21 protein-coding genes are annotated in these 25701 nt (G+C 39.9%); 15 read left to right on the forward strand and 6 right to left on the reverse strand.

What is annotated here, in order from left to right:
* Window positions 1-234: 234 nt before the first annotated feature.
* The gene (locus tag R2B72_RS10975; protein ID WP_318616589.1) at window positions 235-2595 is read left to right on the forward strand and encodes an EAL domain-containing protein; all 2361 of its coding nucleotides are present in this window, start codon (window positions 235-237) and stop codon (window positions 2593-2595) included.
* Between the two features lie 43 nt (window positions 2596-2638).
* Here the strand turns inward: R2B72_RS10975 and R2B72_RS10980 are convergent, their stop codons facing one another.
* Window positions 2639-3829: a coenzyme F420-0:L-glutamate ligase gene (locus R2B72_RS10980; RefSeq protein WP_318616591.1), complete on the reverse strand. Its 1191-nt coding sequence runs from the start codon at window positions 3827-3829 to the stop codon at window positions 2639-2641.
* Between the two features lie 309 nt (window positions 3830-4138).
* On the opposite strand from R2B72_RS10980, the gene R2B72_RS10985 reads away from it, so the two are divergent.
* A complete protein-coding gene (locus R2B72_RS10985; RefSeq protein WP_318616592.1) occupies window positions 4139-5029 on the forward strand; it encodes a LysR family transcriptional regulator in 891 nt (296 codons plus the stop codon).
* 69 nt (window positions 5030-5098) lie between these two features.
* Here the strand turns inward: R2B72_RS10985 and R2B72_RS10990 are convergent, their stop codons facing one another.
* Window positions 5099-6400, reverse strand: coding sequence for a uracil/xanthine transporter (locus tag R2B72_RS10990; RefSeq protein ID WP_318616593.1), 1302 nt, complete (start codon window positions 6398-6400; stop codon window positions 5099-5101).
* A 152-nt stretch (window positions 6401-6552) separates the two neighbouring features.
* Between R2B72_RS10990 and R2B72_RS10995 the strand changes: the two genes are divergently transcribed.
* Window positions 6553-7416, forward strand: a complete 864-nt coding sequence (locus tag R2B72_RS10995; protein WP_318616594.1) for a Cof-type HAD-IIB family hydrolase — start codon at window positions 6553-6555, stop codon at window positions 7414-7416.
* 15 nt (window positions 7417-7431) lie between these two features.
* Window positions 7432-8049: a class I SAM-dependent methyltransferase gene (locus R2B72_RS11000; protein WP_318616595.1), complete on the forward strand. Its 618-nt coding sequence runs from the start codon at window positions 7432-7434 to the stop codon at window positions 8047-8049.
* Between the two features lie 29 nt (window positions 8050-8078).
* Here the strand turns inward: R2B72_RS11000 and R2B72_RS11005 are convergent, their stop codons facing one another.
* Window positions 8079-10499, reverse strand: coding sequence for an EAL domain-containing protein (locus tag R2B72_RS11005; protein ID WP_318616597.1), 2421 nt, complete (start codon window positions 10497-10499; stop codon window positions 8079-8081).
* Between the two features lie 217 nt (window positions 10500-10716).
* A complete protein-coding gene (locus R2B72_RS11010; protein WP_318616598.1) occupies window positions 10717-12678 on the reverse strand; it encodes a translation factor GTPase family protein in 1962 nt (653 codons plus the stop codon).
* 119 nt (window positions 12679-12797) lie between these two features.
* Here R2B72_RS11010 and R2B72_RS11015 point away from each other — a divergent pair, with 119 nt between their 5' ends.
* A complete protein-coding gene (locus R2B72_RS11015) occupies window positions 12798-12974 on the forward strand; it encodes a hypothetical protein (protein ID WP_318616600.1) in 177 nt (58 codons plus the stop codon).
* Between the two features lie 379 nt (window positions 12975-13353).
* On the forward strand, window positions 13354-14586 hold the full coding sequence (locus R2B72_RS11020; protein ID WP_318616602.1) for an MFS transporter: 1233 nt from the start codon (window positions 13354-13356) through the stop codon (window positions 14584-14586).
* Window position 14587: 1 nt separating this feature from the next.
* On the opposite strand, the gene R2B72_RS11025 is transcribed toward R2B72_RS11020, so the two are convergent.
* Window positions 14588-15553: an effector binding domain-containing protein gene (locus R2B72_RS11025; RefSeq protein WP_318616603.1), complete on the reverse strand. Its 966-nt coding sequence runs from the start codon at window positions 15551-15553 to the stop codon at window positions 14588-14590.
* Window positions 15554-15739: 186 nt separating this feature from the next.
* Between R2B72_RS11025 and R2B72_RS11030 the strand changes: the two genes are divergently transcribed.
* The 6 genes from R2B72_RS11030 (at window position 15740) to R2B72_RS11055 (ending at window position 21629) form a co-directional block, all read left to right on the forward strand.
* On the forward strand, window positions 15740-16591 hold the full coding sequence (locus R2B72_RS11030; protein ID WP_318616605.1) for a class I SAM-dependent methyltransferase: 852 nt from the start codon (window positions 15740-15742) through the stop codon (window positions 16589-16591).
* A gap of 14 nt (window positions 16592-16605) precedes the next feature.
* Window positions 16606-17907: an ectonucleotide pyrophosphatase/phosphodiesterase gene (locus tag R2B72_RS11035; RefSeq protein WP_318616606.1), complete on the forward strand. Its 1302-nt coding sequence runs from the start codon at window positions 16606-16608 to the stop codon at window positions 17905-17907.
* Between the two features lie 69 nt (window positions 17908-17976).
* Window positions 17977-19239: an MFS transporter gene (locus R2B72_RS11040; protein WP_318616608.1), complete on the forward strand. Its 1263-nt coding sequence runs from the start codon at window positions 17977-17979 to the stop codon at window positions 19237-19239.
* A 204-nt stretch (window positions 19240-19443) separates the two neighbouring features.
* On the forward strand, window positions 19444-20118 hold the full coding sequence (locus R2B72_RS11045; protein WP_318616609.1) for a hypothetical protein: 675 nt from the start codon (window positions 19444-19446) through the stop codon (window positions 20116-20118).
* Window positions 20119-20156: 38 nt separating this feature from the next.
* Window positions 20157-20438, forward strand: coding sequence for a hypothetical protein (locus R2B72_RS11050; RefSeq protein ID WP_318616610.1), 282 nt, complete (start codon window positions 20157-20159; stop codon window positions 20436-20438).
* 510 nt (window positions 20439-20948) lie between these two features.
* Window positions 20949-21629, forward strand: a complete 681-nt coding sequence (locus tag R2B72_RS11055) for a VOC family protein (protein ID WP_318616611.1) — start codon at window positions 20949-20951, stop codon at window positions 21627-21629.
* A 52-nt stretch (window positions 21630-21681) separates the two neighbouring features.
* On the opposite strand, the gene R2B72_RS11060 is transcribed toward R2B72_RS11055, so the two are convergent.
* Window positions 21682-22311, reverse strand: coding sequence for a CBS domain-containing protein (locus R2B72_RS11060; protein ID WP_318616613.1), 630 nt, complete (start codon window positions 22309-22311; stop codon window positions 21682-21684).
* Between the two features lie 122 nt (window positions 22312-22433).
* Here R2B72_RS11060 and R2B72_RS11065 point away from each other — a divergent pair, with 122 nt between their 5' ends.
* The 3 genes from R2B72_RS11065 (at window position 22434) to R2B72_RS11075 (ending at window position 25560) form a co-directional block, all read left to right on the forward strand.
* A complete protein-coding gene (locus R2B72_RS11065) occupies window positions 22434-23078 on the forward strand; it encodes a LytTR family DNA-binding domain-containing protein (RefSeq protein ID WP_318616614.1) in 645 nt (214 codons plus the stop codon).
* 146 nt (window positions 23079-23224) lie between these two features.
* Window positions 23225-24739 carry an acetyl-CoA hydrolase/transferase family protein gene (locus tag R2B72_RS11070; protein WP_318616615.1) on the forward strand — a complete coding sequence of 505 codons (1515 nt, stop codon included), beginning with the start codon at window positions 23225-23227 and terminating at the stop codon, window positions 24737-24739.
* Window positions 24740-25005: 266 nt separating this feature from the next.
* A complete protein-coding gene (locus R2B72_RS11075) occupies window positions 25006-25560 on the forward strand; it encodes a DUF4358 domain-containing protein (protein WP_318616616.1) in 555 nt (184 codons plus the stop codon).
* Window positions 25561-25701 lie beyond the last annotated feature (141 nt).

A 25701-nucleotide genomic window follows, 5' to 3' on the forward strand; every position in this document is an offset into this window, starting at 1 on the left:
CTTACAGTAAAGGGCTTCCTAAATGTTGTAATTTAAGCAATCTCAATAATTCCATCTTTAAAACAAAAACTCGTCAAATGCCTCAGCTACTCTCTAGATTGATTTCTTTATCTTACCAACAATGCTATACATATTGTTTTATTTCTTATGATTTTGCCGAATCAGCAGGAAAAAAGTCGATGCAACACGAATTATAAATATATAGACGAGTCAAATGTGTGAAGGAGAGGGTCAATGAAACTGGGCATCAATGGTAAGGTTGTTGTTGCAATGTTTCTCGTTGTTTTGTCAACAATGTTGACGATTGCTATCTACTCTTACTCCATGACCAAAGATATATTGATAGACCAAGTGGAACGAGAGCTATCGGAAAAAAATAGAAATGTAGGCAATACGGTTTCTTCTGTATTCGAACAAAAAGGTGAAATCGTTCGCCAGCTTGCATCTATCCCAGTCATTGAAAGCTTTATGAGTGCCAATGAAAAAAGAGAAGATGTACGTTTAAATAAAGATTATGATTGGATTCAAAAAGCATTAATGCGTGCAAAAGAAAACAATGAAGATGTGAATATGATTTGGCTTGCTCATACGGAGAATAGCTACTTTGTTGCAGACCATGATTATGTTTCGGATGGGTTATATCTGATCGAAGAACGTCCCTGGTTTAAAAAGGCTTTAAAAAATGAAAAGTTCTCATTTTCGTCCCCTTACATTGACTACAATACAAATCAATTAACGATTAGCATAACATATCCGGTCATAGTGGAAGAAGAAAAACTGGGTTATCTAGGTGTGGATATTCACCTAGCTGGCCTAGCTGACTTAATTAAGCCGTTTGAGAGGGATGGGCAAAAATTAGTTTTAGTTTCTAACCAAGGAGATATTTTATATGACCCTGATGACATGTGGGCAATCTTTCAGAAGGCACAATTAGAAGAACAAGAGGTGGCCAAACTTCAAAAAGGTGAGGAAAGCTATTATGCCTCGGTTCGTCATTTGGACGGGCTCGGTTGGGAAATAGGTGTGTATGTACCGGAAGATACCTTGTTAAAACCACTTGTTACATATGAGCGGTCAATTATTGGAGCTTGGGTTATTACAATCATTATTTTGCTGGCAACGTTATCAGTGGTTTTACATTACTTATTGAAAGATATTCCATTCATCGTCCGTCAGATAAATAAAATAAAGCACGGAGATCTTAGCGTTAAAATAGGCTTTAAACGGAAAGACGAGGTCGGTGAAATTGCAAGGGCTGTAGAACAAATGGCACTGCAAATAAAAAGTCAAATGGATGAAATGGATTACCAAGCGAGCCATGATTCACTAACGGGTTTGGCAAATCGTCATTCAATTGAAAGAGTAATAGACAAATGGATTGATGAAATAGACGTGATTGATGAAATTATGGCAGTTGTCTTCCTTGACTTAGATCAATTTAAACATATCAATGATTCAAAAGGACATGCCTATGGTGATGAATTACTCACTGAAGTGGGTAAAAGATTACGTGAATGGTTACCTGAAAACAGTTTTTTTGGTCGGTTTGGAGGCGATGAATTCGTTATTGTCATTCGGGCTAAAAAAGTAGCCGTACACCAAATCCATGATTCCTTGCAGCAAATTCACGAATCCTTTACAAATCCATTCTTATTATTGGGGCAAAATGTTTATATTACAGCTTCCATCGGTGTCTCCATCTATCCTACTGATGCGCAATCGATAGGGGAATTGTTTATAGACGCTGATACAGCTTTATATCATGCAAAAGAACATGGCCGCAACCGCATCCACTTCTTTGATAGCAATATGAAGGACCATATTGAAAAAGGGCTTAAATTAAAAGATGGTTTAAGGGAAGCGCTGTTGTGTGGGGAGTTTTTCTTACATTATCAGCCTCAGTTGGACATGGGAGTTGGAAAGCAGACTAGTGTTGAAGCGCTAATCAGGTGGAAGCACCCAGAATTAGGGATGGTTTCACCAGCAGATTTTATCCCTTTAGCGGAAAAGACAGGTCAAATTATTGCCATTGGAGACTGGGTACTAGATGCTAGTTTACAAATGATAAAACGAGCGACCAAGCAAGGGGTAAACATACAGCATGTAGCTGTAAATGTAAGTGCTATTCAATTGCGCGAAGCAGACTTTGTTGACAAGATTCAAAAGAAATTAGCATACTATGAGGTTGATCCATCCTTACTAGAAATTGAAATAACAGAATCCATCATCATCAATCACCAAGAAGAAACCATTAGAAAATTAAATGAGTTAAAAAACTTAGGCATTCAAATTGCATTGGATGACTTTGGTACTGGCTACTCTTCCTTGAATTATTTGCGTATGATGCCAATCGATCGTGTGAAAGTAGATCGTTCCTTCATCCAAAAAGTTGAAGAAGACAGCATCGTGCAAGCTATCTTAACAGCCATTATTACGTTAGGGCATAGCCTTGGGTTTCAAATTGTCGCGGAAGGGGTTGAGGAGGAGGCGCAGCTTCAGATTCTACGTGATATGAATGTCAATACCGTGCAGGGCTATTACTACAGTAGACCGTTGGATGAAGAGGCGCTACTGGACTTTTTACAACAACAATAAAAATACCATGTACTCATCCATTTTGATGAGTACATGGTATTTTTTATTTCGTGAAGTTATCAAAGTATCCTTGGATAAAGACAATCGGTGTACCTTTATCGCCACTGCCTGATGTTAAGTCAGAAAGAGAGCCGACGAGGTCCGTTAGTTTACGTGGAGTTGTACCTTGTGCTTCCATCGAGCCAGTGAGGTCCTCATTTTTGTTGTCGATGAATTCAGAGATAGCTTTTTTCAGCTCATCGCCGCGTAAATCTGCAAAGTTGTTATCCGCGAGATATTTTAATTTTACTTCGTTTGGCTTGCCCGCAAGTCCTGGTGTATAGGCAGGAGAGACGACTGGATCAGCTAGTTCCCAAATCTTACCGACAGGATCTTTGAACGCCCCATCCCCGTAAACCATTACTTCTACGACTTTGCCTGTTTTCTCAAGCAAGATGCGTTGAATATTGTCAACTACTGGTTGGCAATCACGCGGGAATAGCTTAACGCCATCATCCGTTGATTTGTTTGAACCAAGTAGACCGTATTCTTCATTATATCCGCTACCGTCCACAGATTCCGATAAAATATCATCGAGCGTGTAGACTTTTTCGGCGCCATTTTCTTCTAAAATGCGCTTTGTGCGGAAACGCGTGTGAATATCGCAAGTTAAAACACTCTTCGTATATTGTAAAATTGTTTTCGGTTTTTGAGAGAAAATAATTTCGCATTCAACACCAAATTCAGCAGCTAACGATTTGTAGTAGTCAATATAGTCGACGCCTGTGAACGTATGCTTTTGGTAGCCAAAATGCTGGCGGAATTCTTGCTCTGTAAGCACATCAGTCCATGGATTAATGCCTTTTTCATCGAGTTGATCTAAGCTGATTAAGTGATTTCCAACTTCATCAGATGGATAGCTCAGCATGATGACAATTTTCTTAGCACCTTTTGCGATACCACGAAGACAGTTTGCAAAACGATTGCGACTTAAAATTGGGAAAATGACACCAATTGTGTCGTCCCCAAATTTAGCGTGAACATCTTTAGCGATTTGATCGATCGTTGCATAGTTTCCTTGCGCACGGGCAACGATAGACTCTGTAACGGAAACGATATCTTTATCATTAATTTGAAAGCCTTCAACTTCCGCAGCGTGTAAAACACTTTCTACAACGATGTCCTCGATATTGTCCCCTTGATTGATAATAGGGCAACGTAGACCTCTCGCAACTGTTCCAACTACTCTTCCCAATAGAATCGCTCCTTATTATAAAGTTCAAATATCTTACTTCTGTCGAAGTAAGGTAAGCCTCCAGCGGATGTCACAAATTTTGAAAGGAATCAAGGAAGGCAGTCTAAGTTCGCGACGTCCTGTCGCAACAAGGAATGATGCAGTTCAATCCTTCCCCCTATAGGCCTCAAGCACAATTCAAAATTTGGACGCAATTACGCCTTGGCGTAATCGATATTATCATTATCTAACTATCTACTTGTAATATACATCAGTCTAATGGTATAAGTAAAATTAATATATCAAATGACGGCTATAAGGGGTGCTTATGTGGTAAGTAAACTAGATTTATATAAAGTTTTTTGTCAGGTAGCTGTTAACAAAAGCTTTTCCAAGGCGGCAAAAGAGTTGTATATGACACAACCAGCCGTCAGCCAATCCATTATGCAGTTAGAAAAAGAATTGGATACACGCCTTTTTAACCGGACGTCTAAAGGAGTGTCTTTGACAAATGAAGGCAGCCTGTTATTCGAATATGCTAATTCGGCCATTAACTTATTACTTGTCGGAGAAGAAAAGATTTTAGAATTTAAGAATTTAACGACAGGTGAATTAAAGATTGGAGTAGGCGACACCATTTCTAGGTATTTTTTATTGCCATTCCTAGAGTTTTTTCATAATGGTTACCCGAATATTAAGTTCAAAATGGTCAATGGAACAACGGTGGAACTATGTGCGACGTTAAAATCAGGTGGGGTAGATATTGCGATTTGTAACCTCCCTATTGACGATCCTACATTGGAAGTAAGACCTTGTTTCGATGTCCAGGATACGTTCGTCTATGGAGAAAAGTTTAAAAAGATATTAGCAAAGCCATTAAGTTTGGATGAATTAGTGAAATTACCTTTAATATTTCTTGAACCAAAATCAAATTCAAGAAAGTATGTAGAGGACTTTATGATAGCACGCGGCATACAATTTTCACCAGAATTTGAACTAGGTTCACATGAATTATTATTAGAGTTTGCGAAAATCAATTTAGGCATTGCGTGTGTGACGAAAGAGTTTTCCCAAGAGTATTTAACAAATGGGTTGTTATCTGAAGTCCAATTGCTCGAGGAAATCCCCAAAAGAAGTATTGGCGTGTGCTTTTTGAAAAGTGTACCGTTATCTCCAGCCTCCACACGTTTTGTAGAGATTTTGGAGAGTAAGCGCTTTTGATTGTTAATTAGGTAGATAAAGCGGTGAAGGATTATCCAGCAATGGCGTGATACCTTCATAATGCTTTTTTTACAATTGTACTTTTCTATACTGCCCAAGATAATACACCAGCTCCATGAAGAGAGCTGCCAAAATACCGACAAGCATGCCGTTTGACAGAAGTGGCTGTAAGAGTGCTGGCAACGTTGCGAAAGCAGCTGCTGGTAGTGACATGATTGATAGTCCTACCAAAGCGGGCAATGCAATGCGATAGACCGTTTTGGGTTCGAATGTTAAGCCTTCGATGTTTCGGAGTGCGGAACTGAATAATTGCAAATAGGCGACGAATAGTACGGTATTGCCGACACTTTGTGGAATGGTTGAGAAAAAGGCACTAAGTTCAGGAATCATTCCTAGAAGAATAAATAACAGTGATCCGATGAAAAATGGAGTCCGCTGGCGAATGCCGGTAGATTGTAAAAATCCTAATGAAGAAGCATATGGTGTATAAGGAACGAGACCCAGCATGCCAGATCCAGTCGTCAAAGCACCTGTCAGTAAGAAGGAAGCACGGTATTGCCCGGCTGTTGTCTTTTGTTCATAAATATCTTCCGCACCTTTTAATGTGGCAATCGTATTTGTGGTGTTCAATAAACCAGTAATGACAACACTGATGACGATTCCCCATTCAAATGTGGGCTGCCCCCAAGGAAACCAGGTCAGAAACGGTGTGGTTGCAATGGTTTCCGTTGCTTCTATGGGAAATAATAGGACTGCACAAATCCAGCCAACGACCATTCCAATTAATAGATTCAAGCTACTAATTATTCCTTTTCCTTTTACATGGATTAAAATTGTCATCGCAGCGAGAAGGAATGAAAAACAAGCAATTTTGAGATCAATAGACTCACTCGTATTGAGTCCTATCATTCCTTTTAAAAAAATAGTAATAAGCTGATTGGCTAATAATAGAAGAAAAACAAACATGACAATAGGTGTAAACCATTTTTTCAGTAGCTCCCCCATGCCAAGCATTCCAAAGCCTGCTACTAAAACTCCCGAAATCATGACCCCAACGGCAATGCTCCCCCCGACCGTTGTCAGCTCAAGATTCATTGTACTCGCTGTGGCAGCCAAGCTGAGAATAACTCCCCACCAAAGCCCGGACTGACCTTCCATTAATGCTAAACGATGCCCGATAAACCCCTGTAACAGACAGGCGATTCCGGTGAAAATGAAGGACCGTTGGATGGCAGAGACAATTTCAATTTGCTCTAATTGAAAAGCATTACCAACCGAAATTGGAATGACAACTGTATTGGCAAACATAAAGAATAGCCATTGAAAGCCCGCTAACAGCGTAACGGATACTTGTAATGGTTTTGTGTTCATCTAGTCAACTCCTTAATTGGAAGTAGCTTCATACATATAGAGGATATTATACCATGGTATTATCTGAGTTGACTGAAAAATCAAGGAGATTAAAACATCTATCGAGGAATGGGGTATAATGAACAAAGTGTAACTGAATGGAAAGGGGATTGATGGTTTTGAAATTAATCGCGATAGATCTGGACGGTACATTATTGTCGGAAAACGGCACGATTAGTGAAGCAAATAAGGAAGCTATTTTAGAGGTGCAGAAACAGGGGGATGTCGTTGCAATATCTTCTGGACGTGCCTTACCTGACGTGGAAGCAATTCTTCAGCCTACTGGGATAGATTGCCCGATTATGACAGGGAATGGTGCGGTTACTTATTATAAAGGACAAGAGATCCAGCGTTTTTCACTTTCGAATCATGTTGTCGAGGAAGTTGTGGCAATACTTGAAAAAAATGAGGTTCATTATGAGCTTTATACAGCACAGGGTATTTTCAATCGACTGGGTGGCAAGGAATTATTGCGCGAAGAAATTGGACAGTTAGCTGAAAAAGTTACAGGATGGGCGGGCGAATTGCTTCATCATTATATCAATCATCAATATGATTTGAATCAAACATTATCCAAGACTGCTAATCAGACGCCAGATACTGCACACTTGGATGTTTATAAACTATTAGTGTTGTCGCTAGATGAAAAGAAGTTAAGTGAGCTCCGTGAAGTGTTATCGGGGCGGGAAGATTTATCTCTTACTTCATCAGGAAGGGGGAATTTAGAGCTGGGTCATCCTGATGCAGGGAAAGGTAGTGCTTTACGGTTCATGGCTAATTATCTAGGTATTCCTTTAGAAAATACCGTTGCAATAGGGGACAATTATAATGATTTGACGATGTTTGAGGTTGCTGCCACGAGCATAGCGATGGACAATGCGGAAGAGCAATTGAAAGAGTTAAGTACGTATGTAACGAAGCATCATAATGAGGATGGTGTTGCTTATGCTTTACGGACGTATGTCTTACATAAGTGATACGGGGGAATATCCATGAACGATAAAGAATATGATCGCTTGCTGCGCATCAAAACTGTAGGTACACGGGAGTGGCAAAATCAGTCGCCCCATTATAATCGTTACGAAGCAACGCCTTATTTGGCACTAGAAGAGTTATTCCGTGACTATGAGCTGGAAAGAACAGATGGGGTCGTAGATTTTGGCTGCGGCAAGGGACGGCTGGCATTTTACTTGCATCATCGTTTCCAAGTTTCGGTGACAGGGATAGAAATGAGTGCGCAGCTATATCAAGAGTCGCTTGAAAATCAAGCAAGTTATAAGGAGAAGTTGAGTCAAATCAGTGGTGCTATTCGTTTTGACTGCTGTCTGGCGCAGGACTATGCGGTGGAGTTGACGGATAATCGGTTTTATTTTTTTAATCCATTTTCCATACAGATTTTTAGAAAAGTGATAGATACTATTTTACGTTCAGTTGAGAAAAAAAAGCGGACAGTGGATGTTGTTTTTTATTATCCGACTGCTGCCTATATCGAATTTATTGAAACGGAAACTCCTTTTGAATTGATAAAAGAAGTGAAGGTTCCGGGGCTATATGAGCAAAACGACAATGAACGTTTTTTAGTTTTTCGGTTGGAGACAGGCACAGTCTAAGTTAACTGTGCCTGTCTTCGTTGTACCTATCACGTTTTACGTAATAATACTTCAATTTGTTCAACAGGAAGTGGCTCAGAATAAAGGTAACCTTGTACTTCATCACACTGTAATTCTTGCAAGAACTGTTGTTGTTCAGCTGTTTCAATGCCTTTTGCGCTAACTACTAAATTCAAATTTTTTGCCAGCATAATAATCGTTTTGATAATTGTTTGGTTTTTTACACTCAGATCTTGTATGAAAGACTGGTCAATTTTTAAACGGCTAATAGGGAATGTCGTTAAATAGTTGATTGAAAAATAGCCGGCTCCAAAATCATCGATATTGATGCCGATGCCAAGGTCTTTCAGCTGACTAAGGATGCTTTCACAGTTCGTTTTGTCAGATGTTGTAGCTTCAGTGAGGTCCAAGTCAAGATGTTCAGGTTGAAGTCCAGTTTTTTTCAAGGTTTCTTTGAGCTGTTCGACAAAAAAGGCATGCTTGCACTCAGTATGAGAAACATTGATGGTTAATTTTAAATGTGGAAAGCCTACACGATGCAATTTTTTCATTTGTGTACATGCAGTTTCGAGTACCCATTGTCCAATCGGCACAATTAACCCCGTCTCTTCAGCGATTGGAATAAAGCGGGTGGGGGCAACCGTACCCATCGTTGGATGCTGCCATCGGATGAGTGCTTCCAATCCAGTTAATGTTCCTGATTCTAAATTGAATAGCGGCTGATAATACAGTTCAAATTGATTTTTTCTCAACGCCTGTCGAAGTTCTAGTTCAATCATCGTTTTTTCCATCATATCGCGATGTAATTCTTCCGTGAAAAATTGGAAGTTGTTTTTGCCATTATCCTTTACTAAATACATGGCAGAATCAGCATTGGTCATTAACGTATCGTAGTCATTGCCGTTCTCAGGGAATAGGCTAATTCCGATACTGGAACTGACAAATACCTCATGGTTATGAATGATAAAAGGTTTGGACATCTCTTCAACGATTCTTGTGGCTACCGTTTCTGTTAAGGAAGCCGGTGCGTGTGGTAATAAAATGACATACTCATCTCCACCAAGACGCGCAACAATATCCTCTTTACGAACGCAATGCCGAAGCCGTTCTCCAACAAGAACGAGTAGTTGATCCCCGATGGAGTGTCCCATCGAATCATTAATATTTTTAAAACGGTCCAGATCGATGAACATGATGGCGAATGTGTCATCTCTTTCGTCTGAATGCTCGATAACCTCGTTAACTTTCTTTTGAAAAACGCGTCGATTGGGTAAGCCGGTTAAATGGTCGTAATACGCCATATGTTCTACAAGTTTTTCAGCTTCTTTATGCCCCGAAATGTCTGTCGCGGTGCCGACAACCTCAATAACACGATCATTTTCAAAAATAGGCGATAAGTATACAAGGAATGTTTGGTTCAGAAACAGCACTTCGAATTGTGTAGCTTCTCCTCGTAGTGCTGTTTTTAAATAGCCTCCAATTTGAATGAATTCATCTTCGGAAAAGATATGCTTTAGCTGATTGGATGCAACATTTTCTATGGTGATGCCAAATTTCTCTGCTGCTTTTCCTTCAATAAGTGTAAATGTGATGCTATCATCTGGTCCCGCAGTATATTTAAAAATTGCATTTTGAAGATTTTTTACGGTCTGCTGAAAATCATTTTTTAAGGCTAGTTCTAACGCATGTTCAGCCTCTTTTCTTGCTGTAATATCGGTTCGAATTCCGATGTATTGGTAGGGCTTCCTATCCCCATCAAGGAAAGGGACAATTGTAGTATTTACCCAGTACTCTTTGCCATCCTTTGCTCGATTTTTAATTTCACCTTTCCAAATTTCCCCGTTACCAATGGTTTTCCATAGTTCTTTGAAAAAACTTTTTGGATGAAAGCCTGAATTAATAATTCGATGTGTCTGTCCAATGAGCTCCTCTGCTGTGTACTTTGAAAGCGCGCAAAATGTATCATTTGCGTATGAAATAACCCCTTGTGGATTAGTGATTACAATAGCGGAAGACTGATCAAGTGCATTTTCGATAGTCACGAGTCTTTCAAGCGTTTGCTCGTACGACTTATTTGAAATTACTTTAGCTGTAACGTCTATATCTAGGGAAATAAATTGAATAACCGCCTCGTTTTCATCGAGGATGGGGACAATTGTTGCTTGTACCCAATAAGGAGAGCCATCCTTGGCAAAGCATTTAATTTGCCGTTGCCATAATTTGTTTTTGCTGAGCTCCATTTCTAGCTCAAGTCTAAATTTTTCATTAGTGTACTCTGGATTTAATAAACCGTAGTCATTTCCAATTAGCTCTTCTTGGTTGTACTGTGAAAGGTCGCAAAATAGTTGATTTACGTATATGATGGTTCCGTTAGGATCTGTAATGGAGAGACAGAATTTTTCTTCCAGCAGAAGAGAAATAGACGTCATATCTTTAATTCCCGTCAACATGATGAAACAATTCCTTCCTATGCCTATATACTTACTAATCTTAGGATATACGGTAATCCAAAACATTCTGTTGGGATACATTAAATAATCAGTATTAACTCACTTTCGTTTATTCTAACATTTGTTATGCAACTTATCTACTATATCAGTAAATATTAATTGATTCTTTGGTAATGTTTTTGGGTGAAAAATGATAGGTGATATTACTCTAGTTAGGTTAATAGTTACCTTTAGCCTTCAACAAACAATGCATAGCTACTTCTGCTTCATCCCAAGGGACTGGATAGCCTTTGCCTTTTGCAAGGAAAATGGAGATAGATGTGTATTCTGGGTCCGCATCTTTGTTGTACCCGATAATTTCAATCACTTGTTCCTCATTATGGCAACGATCATAGCCGCCAAATTGTAGACGTAGCGTTCCTTTTCCGTGAGTGAAGGAGGCAAATGTCGTGCTGTAGTTCATGAAGGTAGCAACGGGCACTCGTCCCGTAACGGTCACTTTGCCTCCGATGGTTTCGGGCGGGTCAAAGCTACCGTGTGCTTGTTGGATATCTGATAGCACGCGCCCGATATGATCTACTTCCACCTTAATTTTATAATCGTAATACGGTTCAAGTATGATATTTGTGGCTTGCTCTAATCCTTGGCGCAAGGCCCTATGGGTAGCTTCTCTAAAGTCGCCGCCAGACGTGTACTCGTTATGTCCCCGTCCTGTCAGTAATGTGATTTTGACGTCGGTGAGGGCGGAGCCAGTTAACAGTCCGTGATGGTCGCGTTCGAATAGATGATGACGGACTAGGTTTTGATTGCCGATAGACAGATCATTGGGGTGACAGACATTGTCGAAAGAGATACCACTATTTCGTTCGGCGGGTTCGATTTTCAGGTGAACTTCCGCATAATGTCTTAACGGCTCAAAATGCCCATAGCCGTTGACGGTTGTCTCAATTGTTTCTTTGTAAAGAATTTTCGGCTCACCGAATGAGACGGTAAACTGAAATCGTTCTTTGACGATCTCCTTCAACACTTCAAGTTGAATAATGCCCATGACGTGCACGTGAATCTCTTGAAAATGTTCATCCCAATAGACACGCAAGGAAGGGTCTTCTGCGTCCAATAGATTGAAGCATCGCAATACTTCTTTGATATGGATGGACGCATCAAACATAACTTTTGATTTTAGGGTAGGAATCAAATCAAACGTGACTTTTTCTTTCAGTGCCCCTACGCCATCTCCTATAGATGCATTCGTCAGGCCGGTAACGGCAAAGAGTTCGCCAGCTTGAACGTGGTCGACAGTCTTGAATTTACTGCCATTATAGACGCGGATTTGAGTAACTTTTTCGGTCAGTTCCCCGTAATTCACTTCGTCTCGAACACGTAGCGTGCCAGATACTGATTTGAGAAAAGTGACACGGTTGCCGCTGTCATCATGCCGAATTTTATAGACTTGGGCAGCAAACTCTTCGGCATCGTTGTAGGAAGTCTCTGTTAAACAATCGAGTTTCGCGAAAAATTCAATGATGCCTAGATCTTTTAGTGCGGAACCACTGGAACAAGCGAAGACTTTATTGTCTCGAATCATGATCTTTAATGTTTGAAGCCAGAGCTCCTTGTCATAGCCGGATTCCATATAGGTTTCTAATAGTGCTTCATCCCGTTCAGCGATAAATTCGATAAGTTCTTCTTGCATGAGGCCTTCATTGAAAGATGTTGTAAGATTGCAGATATCTTGCGATAAATTAGTGCGAATTTCTTGTAGAGTACTTTCAATATCCGTTCCTTCACGGTCGATTTTATTGATGAAGAAAAATGTCGGTATTTGATGTTTACGTAGTAGTTGCCAGACGGTTTCGGTATGACCTTCGATGCCATCTACAGCACTAATAATGATAATGGCATAGTCCATGACTTGAATGGCGCGTTCCATTTCTGGCGAGAAGTCGACGTGTCCTGGCGTATCGATAATGGTATAGGTAGAATTGTTATACGAGATGATTGCTTGGTCAGCGAACACTGTAATGCCTCGCTCTTTTTCGATGGCATGACTGTCGAGGAAGGCGTCTTTATGATCGACGCGTCCACGTTGCTTAATGCTTTTGGTATGATAAAGTAGTTGTTCTGAAAATGTTGTTTTTCCTGCATCTACGTGTGCGAGGATGCCGATAGTTTTAAACATAATGCCACTCCAATCCATTTCTCGCCGTTATGATTAGTATAGCAAATCTGAATCGAATAGATGCGCGTTAAGCAGTGGTATACTGAAGAGAAAAGATTGAAGCGAAGGAGGATTGGATTATGCAATATTCGAAACCGAAGATGGAGCAGCTTGTGAAGAATGACGCGGAGCTGACAAAGAAGCTTAGACAAATCATGAAAGAGCATGACTTGGAAAAAAGTTTTGCGTTAAAAGCGTTGTATCACTCAGATGTAAAAGGCGGCGGGAGATACCAGCGGGATTATCAGGAGCTGTGAATAGATGTGAAGCGTGGAGAATCCGAGAGGAATCTTTGTGCTTTTTTTGTTTTAAGTAGTGTTAGTGAGCAGCAATGAAGGATTCTTTCAGCTTTTCTGTCATGTTTGGTTAACGTTCCATGTGAAACATTTTTTAAGAGTAACGTTGTCTAGTTTAGTGAAAGTGTTGCTAGGTTTGTGAGAAACATTGTTTGGTTCGTTGAGAGCGTTACCAGGTTGGATGATTATGTTGTTTAGTCAGCAGAGCGTTGCCAGGTTGCATAATTACATTGTTTAGTTGGCTGAACATTGTCTAAGATCTTATTAATCGTTCATTACCGCAAATATGGACAAGAAACTGATTCCCCCTCCACATATAATCAAGCGGAGGGGGAATAAAATGAATAGATTACAGGCAAAAGATCCGTATCGTGTGTATATTACTACTTGCTTCCTATCACAATTATTTTTTACGTTTATCTTTACGCTGAACTTGTTATATCACGTGAAAATTGTAGGACTTAGTCCACTTCAACTTGTGTTAGTGGGGGGAGTATTAGAACTATCGGTTTTTCTTTTTGAAATTCCGACTGGAATACTTTCGGATTTGAAGAGCCGGAAGCTTTCGATTATTGTGGGTTACTTTTTAATAGGAATCGGTTTTTTAATTGAGGGATTGTTCCCATTCTTTATCACTGTGCTGTTGGCTCAGGTAGTATGGGGAATTGGTTATACGTTTACAAGTGGCTCTCAGCAGGCTTGGATTGCGGATGAAGTAGGGGAAGAGCGTGCATCGTTAGCTTTTATTAGGGGGGCTAAGGCCGGGAAACTCGGGCAAGTGATAGCCATTCCATTAAGTATACTAACGGGATATTTTATGATGCAGTTACCCATTGTTATTGGTGGACTCTGCATGGTTGGGCTGGCGGTCTATTTAATTTTATTTATGCAGGAAGAAAACTTCAAACCATTAGGTGGAAAGGAAAGAGTATCGACATGGGGAAGCATGAAGGACAATGTGGGCAAAATTATTTCCCATTCTAAAGCGAGTTTTATCATGAGAATGTTATTCCTGATTGCTTTGTTTGTTGGATTTTATAGTGAAGGTTTTGATCGTTTATGGATTTCCCATTTTTTAGAGGTATCTAACCTATCGAATCTGGCGGATGAGCAATTAGTGATGGTAATGGGAGGAATTCAGTTTATTGTCGTGCTTGTGTCCTTTGTGGCCCTTCATTGGATGAATCGCGGTGCTTTTCACGAGAATATTAGCCGTATTTATATCTTCCTTTTTATCGGAAGTGTCCTTATTATCATCTCGTTGATAGGCTTTGCACTGTCATCCTATGTCATTGGTTTACTTGCTTTCTATATAATTATTCAGGTCACGAGGCAAGTCATGTATCCGCTGGAGGACATTTGGCTTAATAAAGTCATACCCGATTCCTCCACAAGGGCAACTTTCTTTTCGGTAAAAGGCCAAGTGGATGCTATTGGACAAATTGGAGGAGGCCCGGTTATTGGTGCTGTCGCGTCAAGTTTTACAATAAAAGCAGCAATTATCGTGAGTGCAGTGTTATTAGCACCTGTATTATTTTTATATAAGTTGATTTTAAGACAATCCAAGGAATGAATCACTCCTTGGATTTTTCTTTAATCGGTAGGTAGATTTCCATATATATTTTTTCGTACTCCCAGTCATGGCAATGCTCATCATAGTATTCAAAGTCATAGCCTGTTTCATCGACTTCGTAAAGAGAGTGGGGCAGCCAATCTTCTAAGATGTATTGCCAAGTTCCTTTGATGGAGGAGACAAATTGCCCGACTTCAACGGGAGGCGTTCTAAAAACGGCATAAGTTGTTTCTGGAAGTCGTAGCTTTGTCAGTCCAGTAGGTAATTGAACATGCGGATCATAGTTGACTGCAAATAAATACGTAAATCTGTCTTCCAGGTCCCCGCTATTTAGATTGATGCAATACTCGCCATGTATTTCAGGAGATAGTGCCTCATACAGTGTGCTTTCAATTGCTTCATCTGGTGAAATTCTTTGATCCCAAAAGGCGGGGGCATCTCTTGTGTAGGAAATATTTTCGATAATGCTTTCAAAGGTTTTACCAGCAATCGTAAAAGCGGTTTTCTGAACAATTTTGGGTTGCATGACAATACCACCGACCTTTTTTTCAAGGAGGCTTACTAGATCCAGCTTTTGGGGTAATGATAGTGGACAGTGCAGTCGATATAGGCTTGGCGGGCTAGCAAAACATTTCTTAAAAGCCTTTGTAAAACCAGAATGTGTTTCAAAGCCATAGTCCAAAGCAATTTGAATAATCTTCCCACCCTGCGCTAAGTCATATAATGCGTATTGCAGCTTTCTCTTTAAGACGTACTCCATAACGGTGTAGCCGATATGTTTATCAAAAATTCGATAAAAATGATAAGGAGAATAGCCAACTAATTTAGCTAGTTCCTCGGGTTTGATGTCCTCTTTAATATGTTCCTCGATATAATCGATGACTTGTTGTAGTGATTGTAACTGTTGGATAGTAATCGCCTCTTTATTTAAAATGAGACTCTTGGATAGTTTCGACTTACTATTCAAGGGTTTTCAATAAACATTATCACGGGAAAGGTAAATTGAAAACTAAATTATCGGTAAAAAGGAGGAATATGAACTGATATAGGGTGAGAAATCTATTGCTATCTAAAAATAGTAAAGCTGAATAAAGGTAAACAGTGGCATTTTATCGAAATAAAGAGGAGCTGCTATAACAAGTGGGGTGTATATATGAAAAAGGATATGATTGAAAATATCGTTGAATGTATGTCGTCTGATAGGGATATGAGTGTGATTCAACGAATTCAGACGGAGCATCGTTTGAAATTGGTACAGGCGTGGGGGATTCAAGAAGGAAGTCGTGTGTTGGAAATTGGCTGTGGGCAAGGAGATACGACGGCAGCTTTAGCATATATCGTGGGACAAGCTGGGTTTGTAAAAGGTGTGGATATTGCCTCTCCCGATTACGGAGCACCAATCACATTAGGTGATGCTGCCCGTTATTTACAGCAATCGACGTTAGGGAAACAGATTAACATGGAGTTTAACGTTGATGTGTTAGCGGCGGATGTTGATTTTCCAGAAGATAGTTTTGACTATATTGTGTTTTCGCATTGCTCTTGGTACTTGAAGTCATTCGAGGAACTAGAGGGCATATTGAGGAAGGTTAGAAAATGGGGCAAGGGTTTACGTTTTGCGGAATGGGATGCGCGTATTCAGACGATTGAGCAATATCCTCATTTTTTAGCTGTGCTGATTCAATCTCAGTATGAGTGCTTTAAGGAAAGCAGTTTGTCAAATATACGTACATTATTTACGCCAGGTGATGTGAAGCGGATTGCGGAAAGTGCAGGATGGACGATTATCCATGAACAATCTATCCACTCGCCGCAGTTGCAAGATGCTGAATGGGAAATTGCTATGACGTTAGATGATTATAAAGAAGAGATACATAAACTTGTTGATGTGCCTGACAAACTAAAGTACCTCATTCAATCTGAAGTTACTTTATTAGAACAGACTCGTAATCATCGGCAAGTTAAACCAATGTCTACGTATGTATTCAGCGCCAACAGGTCATAAAAAGGAGAATTAGCATGCCACGTTTAACGGATCATTTACTTGTACTTTCGTTTGATTGTTTATCGTCACTTGACCTTCCAATGTTAGAGACGCTACCGCATTTTAAGGAGCTGTTAGACAAGGCGGCGATTTGTAGAAATGTAGAGACGGTTTATCCTTCAGTGACGTACCCGTGTCATGCGAGCATTGTGACTGGTAATTTGCCGAAGCGCCATGGAGTGGTGACGAATACGTTGCTTCAGCCGAATCGACTGTCGCCGGATTGGTATTGGCATCGTCGTCATATCAAAGGAACAACGTTGTATGATGAGGCGAAGAAAGCTGGAATGTTGACGGCTGCATTGCTATGGCCTGTGACGGCAAAGGCAAGGATTGATTATCATATGCCGGAGATTTTTTCTAATCGTCCATGGCATCATCAAATTGCTGTGTCAATTATGAATGGTAGCAAGCGTTACCAGATTGAGATGAATAACAAGTTTGGTCATCTGCGTAATGGTGTGGCGCAGCCCGAACTAGATGATTTTGTAACTGCATCAACGGTACATACGATAAAAACGAAAAGGCCGAATTTGATGCTAGTTCATTTGGTGGACCTTGATACACAACGTCATCATCATGGTTTTTCTTCGGAAGAAGCTCATGCAGCAATTCATCGCCATGATCGACGACTTGGTGAGATTTTGTCGGCTTTAAAGGACAGTGGGATGTATGAACAGACGACCATTGTGGCGTTGGGGGATCATAGTTCACTGGATCATTCGAAGGCAGTCAAGTTGAATGTATTATTGAAGGACAGTGGTTTGATCCAACTAAACGGGCGTGGCATGGTGAAAGATTGGCGGGCATATTGTAAGAGTAATGATGGTTCGGCTTATATCTATGTGAAGGATGAGCAGGCAAAGGATAAAGTGCGTGCGCTGTTACATTCACTTGCGGTTAATGAAAACAATGGCATTGAATTTGTGTTGGAGGGTGCTGAAGCGGGATTACGAGGCGCGGATGAGCATGCAGCTTTTATGGTAGAGGCACGTCGTGGTTTTTATTTTACAGAGCATCTTGATGGAGAGCCAATGGATATCATTACGGCTGAGGATGTGGTAGCGGGCAAGTATACACATGCTTCTCATGGCTATTCACCAGAAAAACAGGATTACTCGACGGTTTTTATTGCGAAGGGGAAAGGAATCCGACCGAATGTGGAAATTGAGCATATGAGACTGATTGATGAGGGACCGACGTTTGCACGATTGCTGGGGTTAGATTTAGGAAAGACGGATGGTAAGTTAGTTGAGGGGATTTTGAAATCCAAGTAGATTGAACCTTTACAATGTTTACATTCATTTTCATGTAAACTATCTGTAGAGAAAGAAAGGGGTGTGGGGATGAAGAAGTATACGAAACAAGAGAATAGTTGGATTTTCTATGATTGGGCGAACTCAGCGTATTCTATCATTATTACGACAGCTGTTTTTCCGCTATATTATAAGGCAGTTGCCACGGACGCTGGCGTGAGTCTGTCGAATTCGACTGCGTATTTGGGCTATTCGGTTGCCATTGCGACGTTCATATTGGCGATGATTGGGCCGATCTTAGGGGCAATTGCGGATTATGAAGGATTAAAGAAGAAGTTTTTCCTGTTCTTTTTCTTAATGGGGTCGGTTTCAACGGTATCATTAGCATTTGTGCCAGGGGATAATTGGTTGTGGTTATTGATTATTTACACGATAACCGCCGTTGGTTTCCATGGTGCGAATATATTTTACGATGCATTTCTTGTGGATGTAACAGCGGAAAAGCGGATGAATCATATATCTGCTCGTGGTTTTGGTTTTGGATATATCGGGAGCACAATTCCGTTTATGATTAGTATTGCTATTATTTTATTGGCTGGAAAAGAGCTTATTCCACTAGCGGTGCCTACGGCAAGTAAGCTGGCTTTTGTCATTACAGCAATTTGGTGGTTTGTCTTTACGATTCCAATGCTGAAAAATGTCCATCAACTTCACGGCATTAAACGTGAACCGAATCTACTTGGTGGTAGTTTCAGACGTCTTGGTGGGACATTTAAAGAAATACGTAAATACCGGACAGTGTTTTTATTCTTACTGGCCTACTTCTTTTATATCGATGGTGTGGGAACGATTATTAATATGTCAACGGCGTATGGAACAGATTTAGGCATTGATGCGACAAGTCTTCTTATTATTTTGTTTGTCACGCAGGTGGTGGCTGCACCATTTTCGATTCTTTATGGCAAGTTAGCGCAGAAGTTTACGGGGAAAAAGATGCTGTACGTTGGTATTTGTATCTATATCATCGTTTGTATTTACGCGTTTTTCATGAAAACGACGATGGACTTCTGGATATTGGCTATGCTCGTTGCGACGTCACAGGGCGGCATCCAGGCACTTAGTCGCTCGTATTTTGCAAGAATTGTTCCGAAAGAGAAGGCGAATGAGTTTTTCGGCTTCTATAATATTTTTGGTAAATTTGCATCCGTCATGGGTCCTTTATTGGTCGCATTGACGACACAGCTGACAGGAAGCTCGGCAAACGGAGTATTTAGTCTGGTGGTCTTGTTTGTTATCGGGCTTGCGATACTTGCGAAGGTTCCAGAACCGGATGACAAAGTGAATGCTGCTTAACTAGAAAAGTGAGGTGCGCCGCGAGAGGTGCCCTCGCTTTTTGGTATTGAATGAACGTGGAGGATGAATGACATTGATTGTATCAATGGGAGAAGTGAGAGGTTTGTCGATTAATCTATTGAGAAGAAAACGACTAATTGATATGTAACTATTCCGAATAATACGCGTCTAGTTAGTGTGGATTGGATTATAGGGGGAGTAGAAATGACGTTGTTAAAATCAAAAGTATTCCTCGTGTTGGCCATTATTGTTGCTGTCATCTGTGGATTCGTTTTTTATTTCAATTACGGGAAACCTTGGGATTTAATTTCGTATAAAAACGAATTCGGGGCGTATTTGGAAGAAAAGTATAACAAGGAATTTGTTATCGAAAAAATTTCATTTGATATTCTTCACGGTGGTACATATCACGCTTATGCCCATGCTAAAGATAACCCAGAAGTAACTTTTTATGTTGGTCAAAATCCATCCACAAAGGATACCGAAGATAGTTACCATTATGATAGCTGGAGAAAACAAGCAAATGAAGCATTAGGTCCGATTGTTGAGAAATTCTTTCCAGACAACTTCAATTATGCTATTCAAATTTTAGGAATGGAAAATAATAATGATGTTGAGGGATCTGAAATACCTAATTTTATACATTACTCGACCGTTGAAGTAGGTATCTCTATGGCAGAACTCGAAGTAACAAATGACAATAGGGATAACGAAATTGAAAGGTTATTCCTGCTATTAAATGCTTTAAAAGAACAAGGTATAAATTTTCATCATTTTGGCGTTAGCTATAAAAACAAAACAATTCAGTTGCAACCTACTGTCATTGATTCAATCAATAGTACTGAAGAATTGGAAAAATTGTTAGTGGATTATAGGTAAGTGCTACGCCTAAAGAGAAATGTCAGCGGGGGGCGTATATGAAAAATAATTTAAATGTATGGTCTTTTATATTTTCATTGTGCTGTATTCCAGCATTTTTTATGGCGACATCATCTGCAAGCTTTTATGAAATGACAGGTATTCATCCGTTAGATATTGTCTTGGGCATGTCGGTGAGTACACTTTTTCTTGGACTGATTGGTTTAAAGGATGTAAGGGAATGGAAGGCAATGGCTAGAAGTGTATTTACTATTATATTCACTGCAGGTTTTTCGCTGGTCTTAACTTTCATTATATTTATTGGTAGGATGCTTAGTTAGTTCTTTACAATAAAATTGGGGTGGGTCACTTGATAATTAGAAAAATTATTTCTGCAATAGTGACCTGTGTCTTGGTTGTGGCCACTTACTTTTTAATAGAACAATCAGGGTTTGCAATTGTTGTAGGTGTGTACTCACTGCCTATTCTTTTATTGTATGGAGTGCCTTCATCGATACTGTCAGACGTCGTTACAAAAAAGTTGAGAGGAACGATTAGAGTGATATCGGCATTATGGATTCACTTATTTCTTGCTACTTTATTTGTTGTAATGTCTCTTTTATTTTCAGAATGGGAAAGAAATATTTTATTGTCTGATATCAAGAGCTTGTTCACGAATTTACTTTTTTGTACTGCAATACTATCAGCTATTCTCTTTTGGTGTATAGATGAGTTTCTTAAATCTACTTGCGTAAAAGCTCTACGTGAGAAGATAGATGATTTGAAGATTTATTAAAGTATCAATGATTGTTCGAGGAAATTTAATCTAAGAAATCAAGGGGGTATTTCATATGTTGATTAGCAAAGTAAAGTTGTATAGTAATGCGCTAGCTAAAACGAAAGATTTTTATGTTACATTATTGGGATTTAACTTGTTGTCTGAAACAAAAGATTCTTTTGCCATTCAGGCGGGGGAAAGTGAATTGGAGTTTCAACAAAGTGATGTGAATGACCATCCCTTCTACCATTTTGCGTTTGACATCCCGTCGAATCAATTCAAAGATGCGAAAAAGTGGGTTGAGGCTAAAGTGGTGCTAAATAGGGAAGACGGTGAAGATGAAGTGCAATTTGAGAATTTAGGTGCACATTCATTATATTTTGAAGACCCATCTAAAAATATTGTAGAATTCATTTCAAGGCAATCATCGCCTAGCATCGAAGGGGATTTTTCTTCCAACTCTATTTTGAATATAAGTGAAGTAGGCATTACGACAAACGATGTGTTGTCAGTGGGTCATCAATTAATGGAATTCGGTATTCCCGTTAAAGATAATCAACCGTTGGAAGAACAATTTAATTTCATGGGGTATGATAATTCGTTTGTAATACTTGTCTGTGAAAATAGAACATGGTTCTTCTCGGACCAAGATTCAGTGATTCACCCGAGTACAATTGAGATAGATAAGCTGAAAGTGATTGAAGTGGATAGACAAGGGGGAATTGAGCTACGGGATGGGCCAATTAAAGTATAAAAAAGGCTAGATCAAGCGAAATTATTCGCTTTGATCTAGCTTTTTTCTTCACTCACTTTTGTTCAATATGGTCAACATGCAAAATTCTAAAACCATTCTTCTCCAGCTTGTCACTCAACTTCTTAATATCTTCTTCTGTCTTGTCGCCCTCAAGCGTAATCACAACTCTTCGTGCCAATACGGAACCATTATCCAGCGTGAACATGCCTTCAATATTTTCACCACGTAGTGTCTTCGTTAATTTCTCAATCATGCCTTTCGCCTCGGTTGATGAAATCGTGATATTAATACCGCCAGTTTTCAAGCCGAATGCATCCTCCAACACACTTTCCACCTTATTATGCGTTAAGATGCCAATCAGTTTGCCATTTTCAACGACATTTAAAAACGGTAACGACTTAATTTCGATTAACGCATTTAAGAAAGAAGATCGATCAGATATAAACGCATCCTGGTGCTTCAATAACTGTTCGACAGGTGTATTTTTATCCCCACCACCTTCGTAAATGTATTCAATCAAATGTACCTTATAAATCATTCCTTTATAATCTTCGTTGCTATCCACAACAGGAATACAGCGGTAGCCGCTTTCTTTGATTTTCGTTAACACGTCCATAACAGTTTGTTCAGTATGCGCAATAATTACATCTTGTTTAGGTAAATATAAATCTCTTACTAGCATGTAATTTCCTCCTTCGAATTTTCGAAATTTTTTGGATGTATTTATATAGTATTATAGTAGAAGAATTGAATGGTAAACAAGTTATTTCGGCATTGTTGCTCATAAAGGAGTTATAAAATAGAATGGAGATTTTAAGTCTTAGTGCGCTTTTAGATGTTGTAGGAGAATTGTTTTCGGATGAAATCTCGATTGCTGTGTCCAATACAGAGGAGTATTTGTATTATAGACCGAGTAAGCGCGTGGATTTGAAAATTAGACCGGGAGATTTGGTAAAGGAAGGGACAATTGCTTATAAGGCACTTCATCAACATCAGAAAGTCTCGGAATTCATTAACCGTGATGTGTTCGGTGTTCCTTATCATGGGATGGCAGTGCCGTTTCATAGAGATGGGAAACTTGTGGGCTGTGTGACTGCCATCTATCCGGCTTACACGGACGGGAAATCTGTTGTGACAGTGAAAACGCATGATGGATGGATTCCAGTTCCTTTTGCAGACGTGAAGTATATTGAAGTGAAGGATCGGAAGACGTATGTGGTGGCGGATGGCTTTGCGGGTACCCATAAAAATTCGCTGCAGAACTTCGAGTTTTTATTGCCACGGGAATCGTTTGTGCGCTGCCATCGTTCCTTCATCGTCAATGTCCATCATATTAAAGAAATTTACCCCGATACCCATTCGACTTTTATGCTATCGATGGACGATGGTACGCGGATTCCTGTAAGTCAATCATACTCTAGTTATTTCCGAAAGCTGTTAGGTTTTTAGGGAATTACTATATTTAATAAAAAATGCTACTTTATCCATTGAAATAGCCGCTTTAACCTTTTTTTCCGTATCCAAACCTTAAAACCTCTTTCATGTAAGCGCTTGATATACTATTATCTAAAAGTTGCGAAAAGGGGCGGTTGTAGATGGAAAACTATATGGAACGGATTAAAAATATCCAATTGCGAGATGTTGTTGTCTCACCGGAAGAGGCGGCTTCTTGGATTGAAGACGGCATGACACTAGGATTAAGTGGATTTACGCGTGCAGGGGATGTTAAAGCAGTTCCGTTAGCATTGGTAAAACGTGCTGAAACAGAGTTTTTCAAAGTAAATGTCTTTACGGGCGCGTCATTAGGTTCTGATGTCGATAAATTATTTGCCGAAGCTGGAATCGTCAACAAGCGATTGCCATTCCAAGCAGATCGGACAATGCGCAACAAAATTAATGAAGGTGAGCATCTGTTCGTTGACCATCATTTATCACATACAGCTGAATTAATACGTGCAGAAGTAATTGAACCCATTGATTTCGCTATTTTGGAAGCGATTTTAGTCACGGAAGATGGCATGCTCATTCCAACGACATCTGTCGGGAACTCATTAACATTTGCCACACATGCCAAGTCTATCATCATTGAGATTAATCTAGCGCAGTCGACGCAGCTAGAAGGGCTTCACGATTTATATGATCCAGGTAAACAAGGTGAACGTATGCCAATTCCGCTAATGAAGGCGGATGACCGCATTGGTACGATTGGTATTCCGATTGATATGACAAAGGTCAAAGGTATCGTCTTTACGAATCAGCAAGATTCGCCGTCGACGATTGAGATGCCGGATCATGAAACAGAAGTGATGGCACGGCATTTATTGGCATTTTTAAGGACAGAAGTTCAAGCAGGTAGATTGACGGAGAGCCTTGCGCCGTTGCAGTCAGGGATTGGTTCGGTTGCGAATGCCGTTCTTCACGGCATGATTGACTCTGAATTCAAGGATTTGGAGGTATATTCAGAAGTACTGCAAGATGCGGTATTTGATTTAATCGACGCAGGCAAGGTTCGTTTTGCATCATGCGCGTCTATCACGCTTTCTGAAGACAAGATGAATCAGGTGTTTAATAATTTCGAGCAATATCGGGACAAGTTGGTTATGCGTCCGCAGGAAATTTCGAATCACCCAGAGATTATTCGTCGTCTTGGTTTGATTTCTATCAACACAGCACTTGAGTTGGATATTTACGGTAACGTCAATTCGACGCATGTGTCTGGGACGAAAATGATGAATGGTATTGGTGGTTCAGGCGATTTCGCTCGCAATGCACGTCTAGCAATTTTTGTGACGAAATCAGTGGCAAAAGGTGGCGACATTTCGAGTATCGTTCCGTTTGCTTCTCATATCGATCATACAGAGCACGATGTTGATGTAATTGTGACAGAACAAGGCTATGCAGATTTACGTGGTCTTGCTCCGCGTGAACGCGTTGGACTTATTATCGAAAATTGTGCTCATCCGATGTACCGCGAACAACTGCGTGGCTATTATAAGGAAGCACTTGAAAGAGGCGGACAAACGCCGCATGTATTGGAAAAAGCATTTTCATGGCATACAAACTTGGCACAGCATGGCACGATGCGTGAACGTGTTGCAGAGTTAGTATAAGTGTTAGAACAAAAAAGAGCTGGACGATAATAATCGTTCCGCTCTTTCTTGTATTTACCTATTTGAATAATACCTAGTGACGTTTTCCAATGATTAAATAGACTCGAACCATTCTTTAAGGTGTAAAAGGATAAGGGAGTTAAGACGATTTTATTGTCTTAACTCCTTTTTGAATAGTTTCCTGGAAATGGTTGAAACGCGAGAGGAGTTTATCCGTCAAATTAGTTAACAGCCAACATAAGTGGCTAGTTAAGGAGGAGTTTTTTATGAAAAAAATGCTTGGATTGGTGATAGGTGCATTAGTCATCTATGCAATAGCGGGCTGTTCAAATAATGGTGGAACGGCTACGATCGATGTTGCTGTAAAAGATATAATGGACGACATTAAGGGGCAAATTATCCAAGATATAAAAGATGCCGGGTTTGATGAAGGGCAATCTGATGAGGAAATTCTTCAAGGTTATGAAGAAATAAACTTAGTAGATACCGGGACAGACGATCAATATGGGCAAATGTTTTTTGAGCGCACTGGGCTTGATAAAGAGCTACTTGCAGAAGGTGTAATGTACATCCCCATGTTCATTACCAATGCGGATGAGATTTTTGTTTTAAAAGCAAAGGAAGAGAAGGACGTAGAGGCATTGAAGGCATCATTGCAAAAAGAATTAGATGCACAAATCCAAACATGGGAACGATATCTTCCGGATCAATATGAAAAAGTGAAAAACAATATGTTAAAAACAAAAGGAAATTATGTGTTATATGTGACGTATGGCAATGTCGATGCGGTAGAGAAGATTTTTGATGAGAAAGTAGAATGATGTCTAAAGGCGCTGAATAAGCGCCTTTTATGAAGATAAGAAAGTATAAAACCATCAACTTAGGGTAATAGTAAATTTCTAGTTTGCTGATAACTTGGATGTAAACACCAATAAGTGGTCATCGGGCGCTGATTAACGACT

Source organism: Sporosarcina sp. YIM B06819 (assembly GCF_033485175.1).
Taxonomy (GTDB): Bacteria; Bacillota; Bacilli; order Bacillales_A; family Planococcaceae; genus Sporosarcina.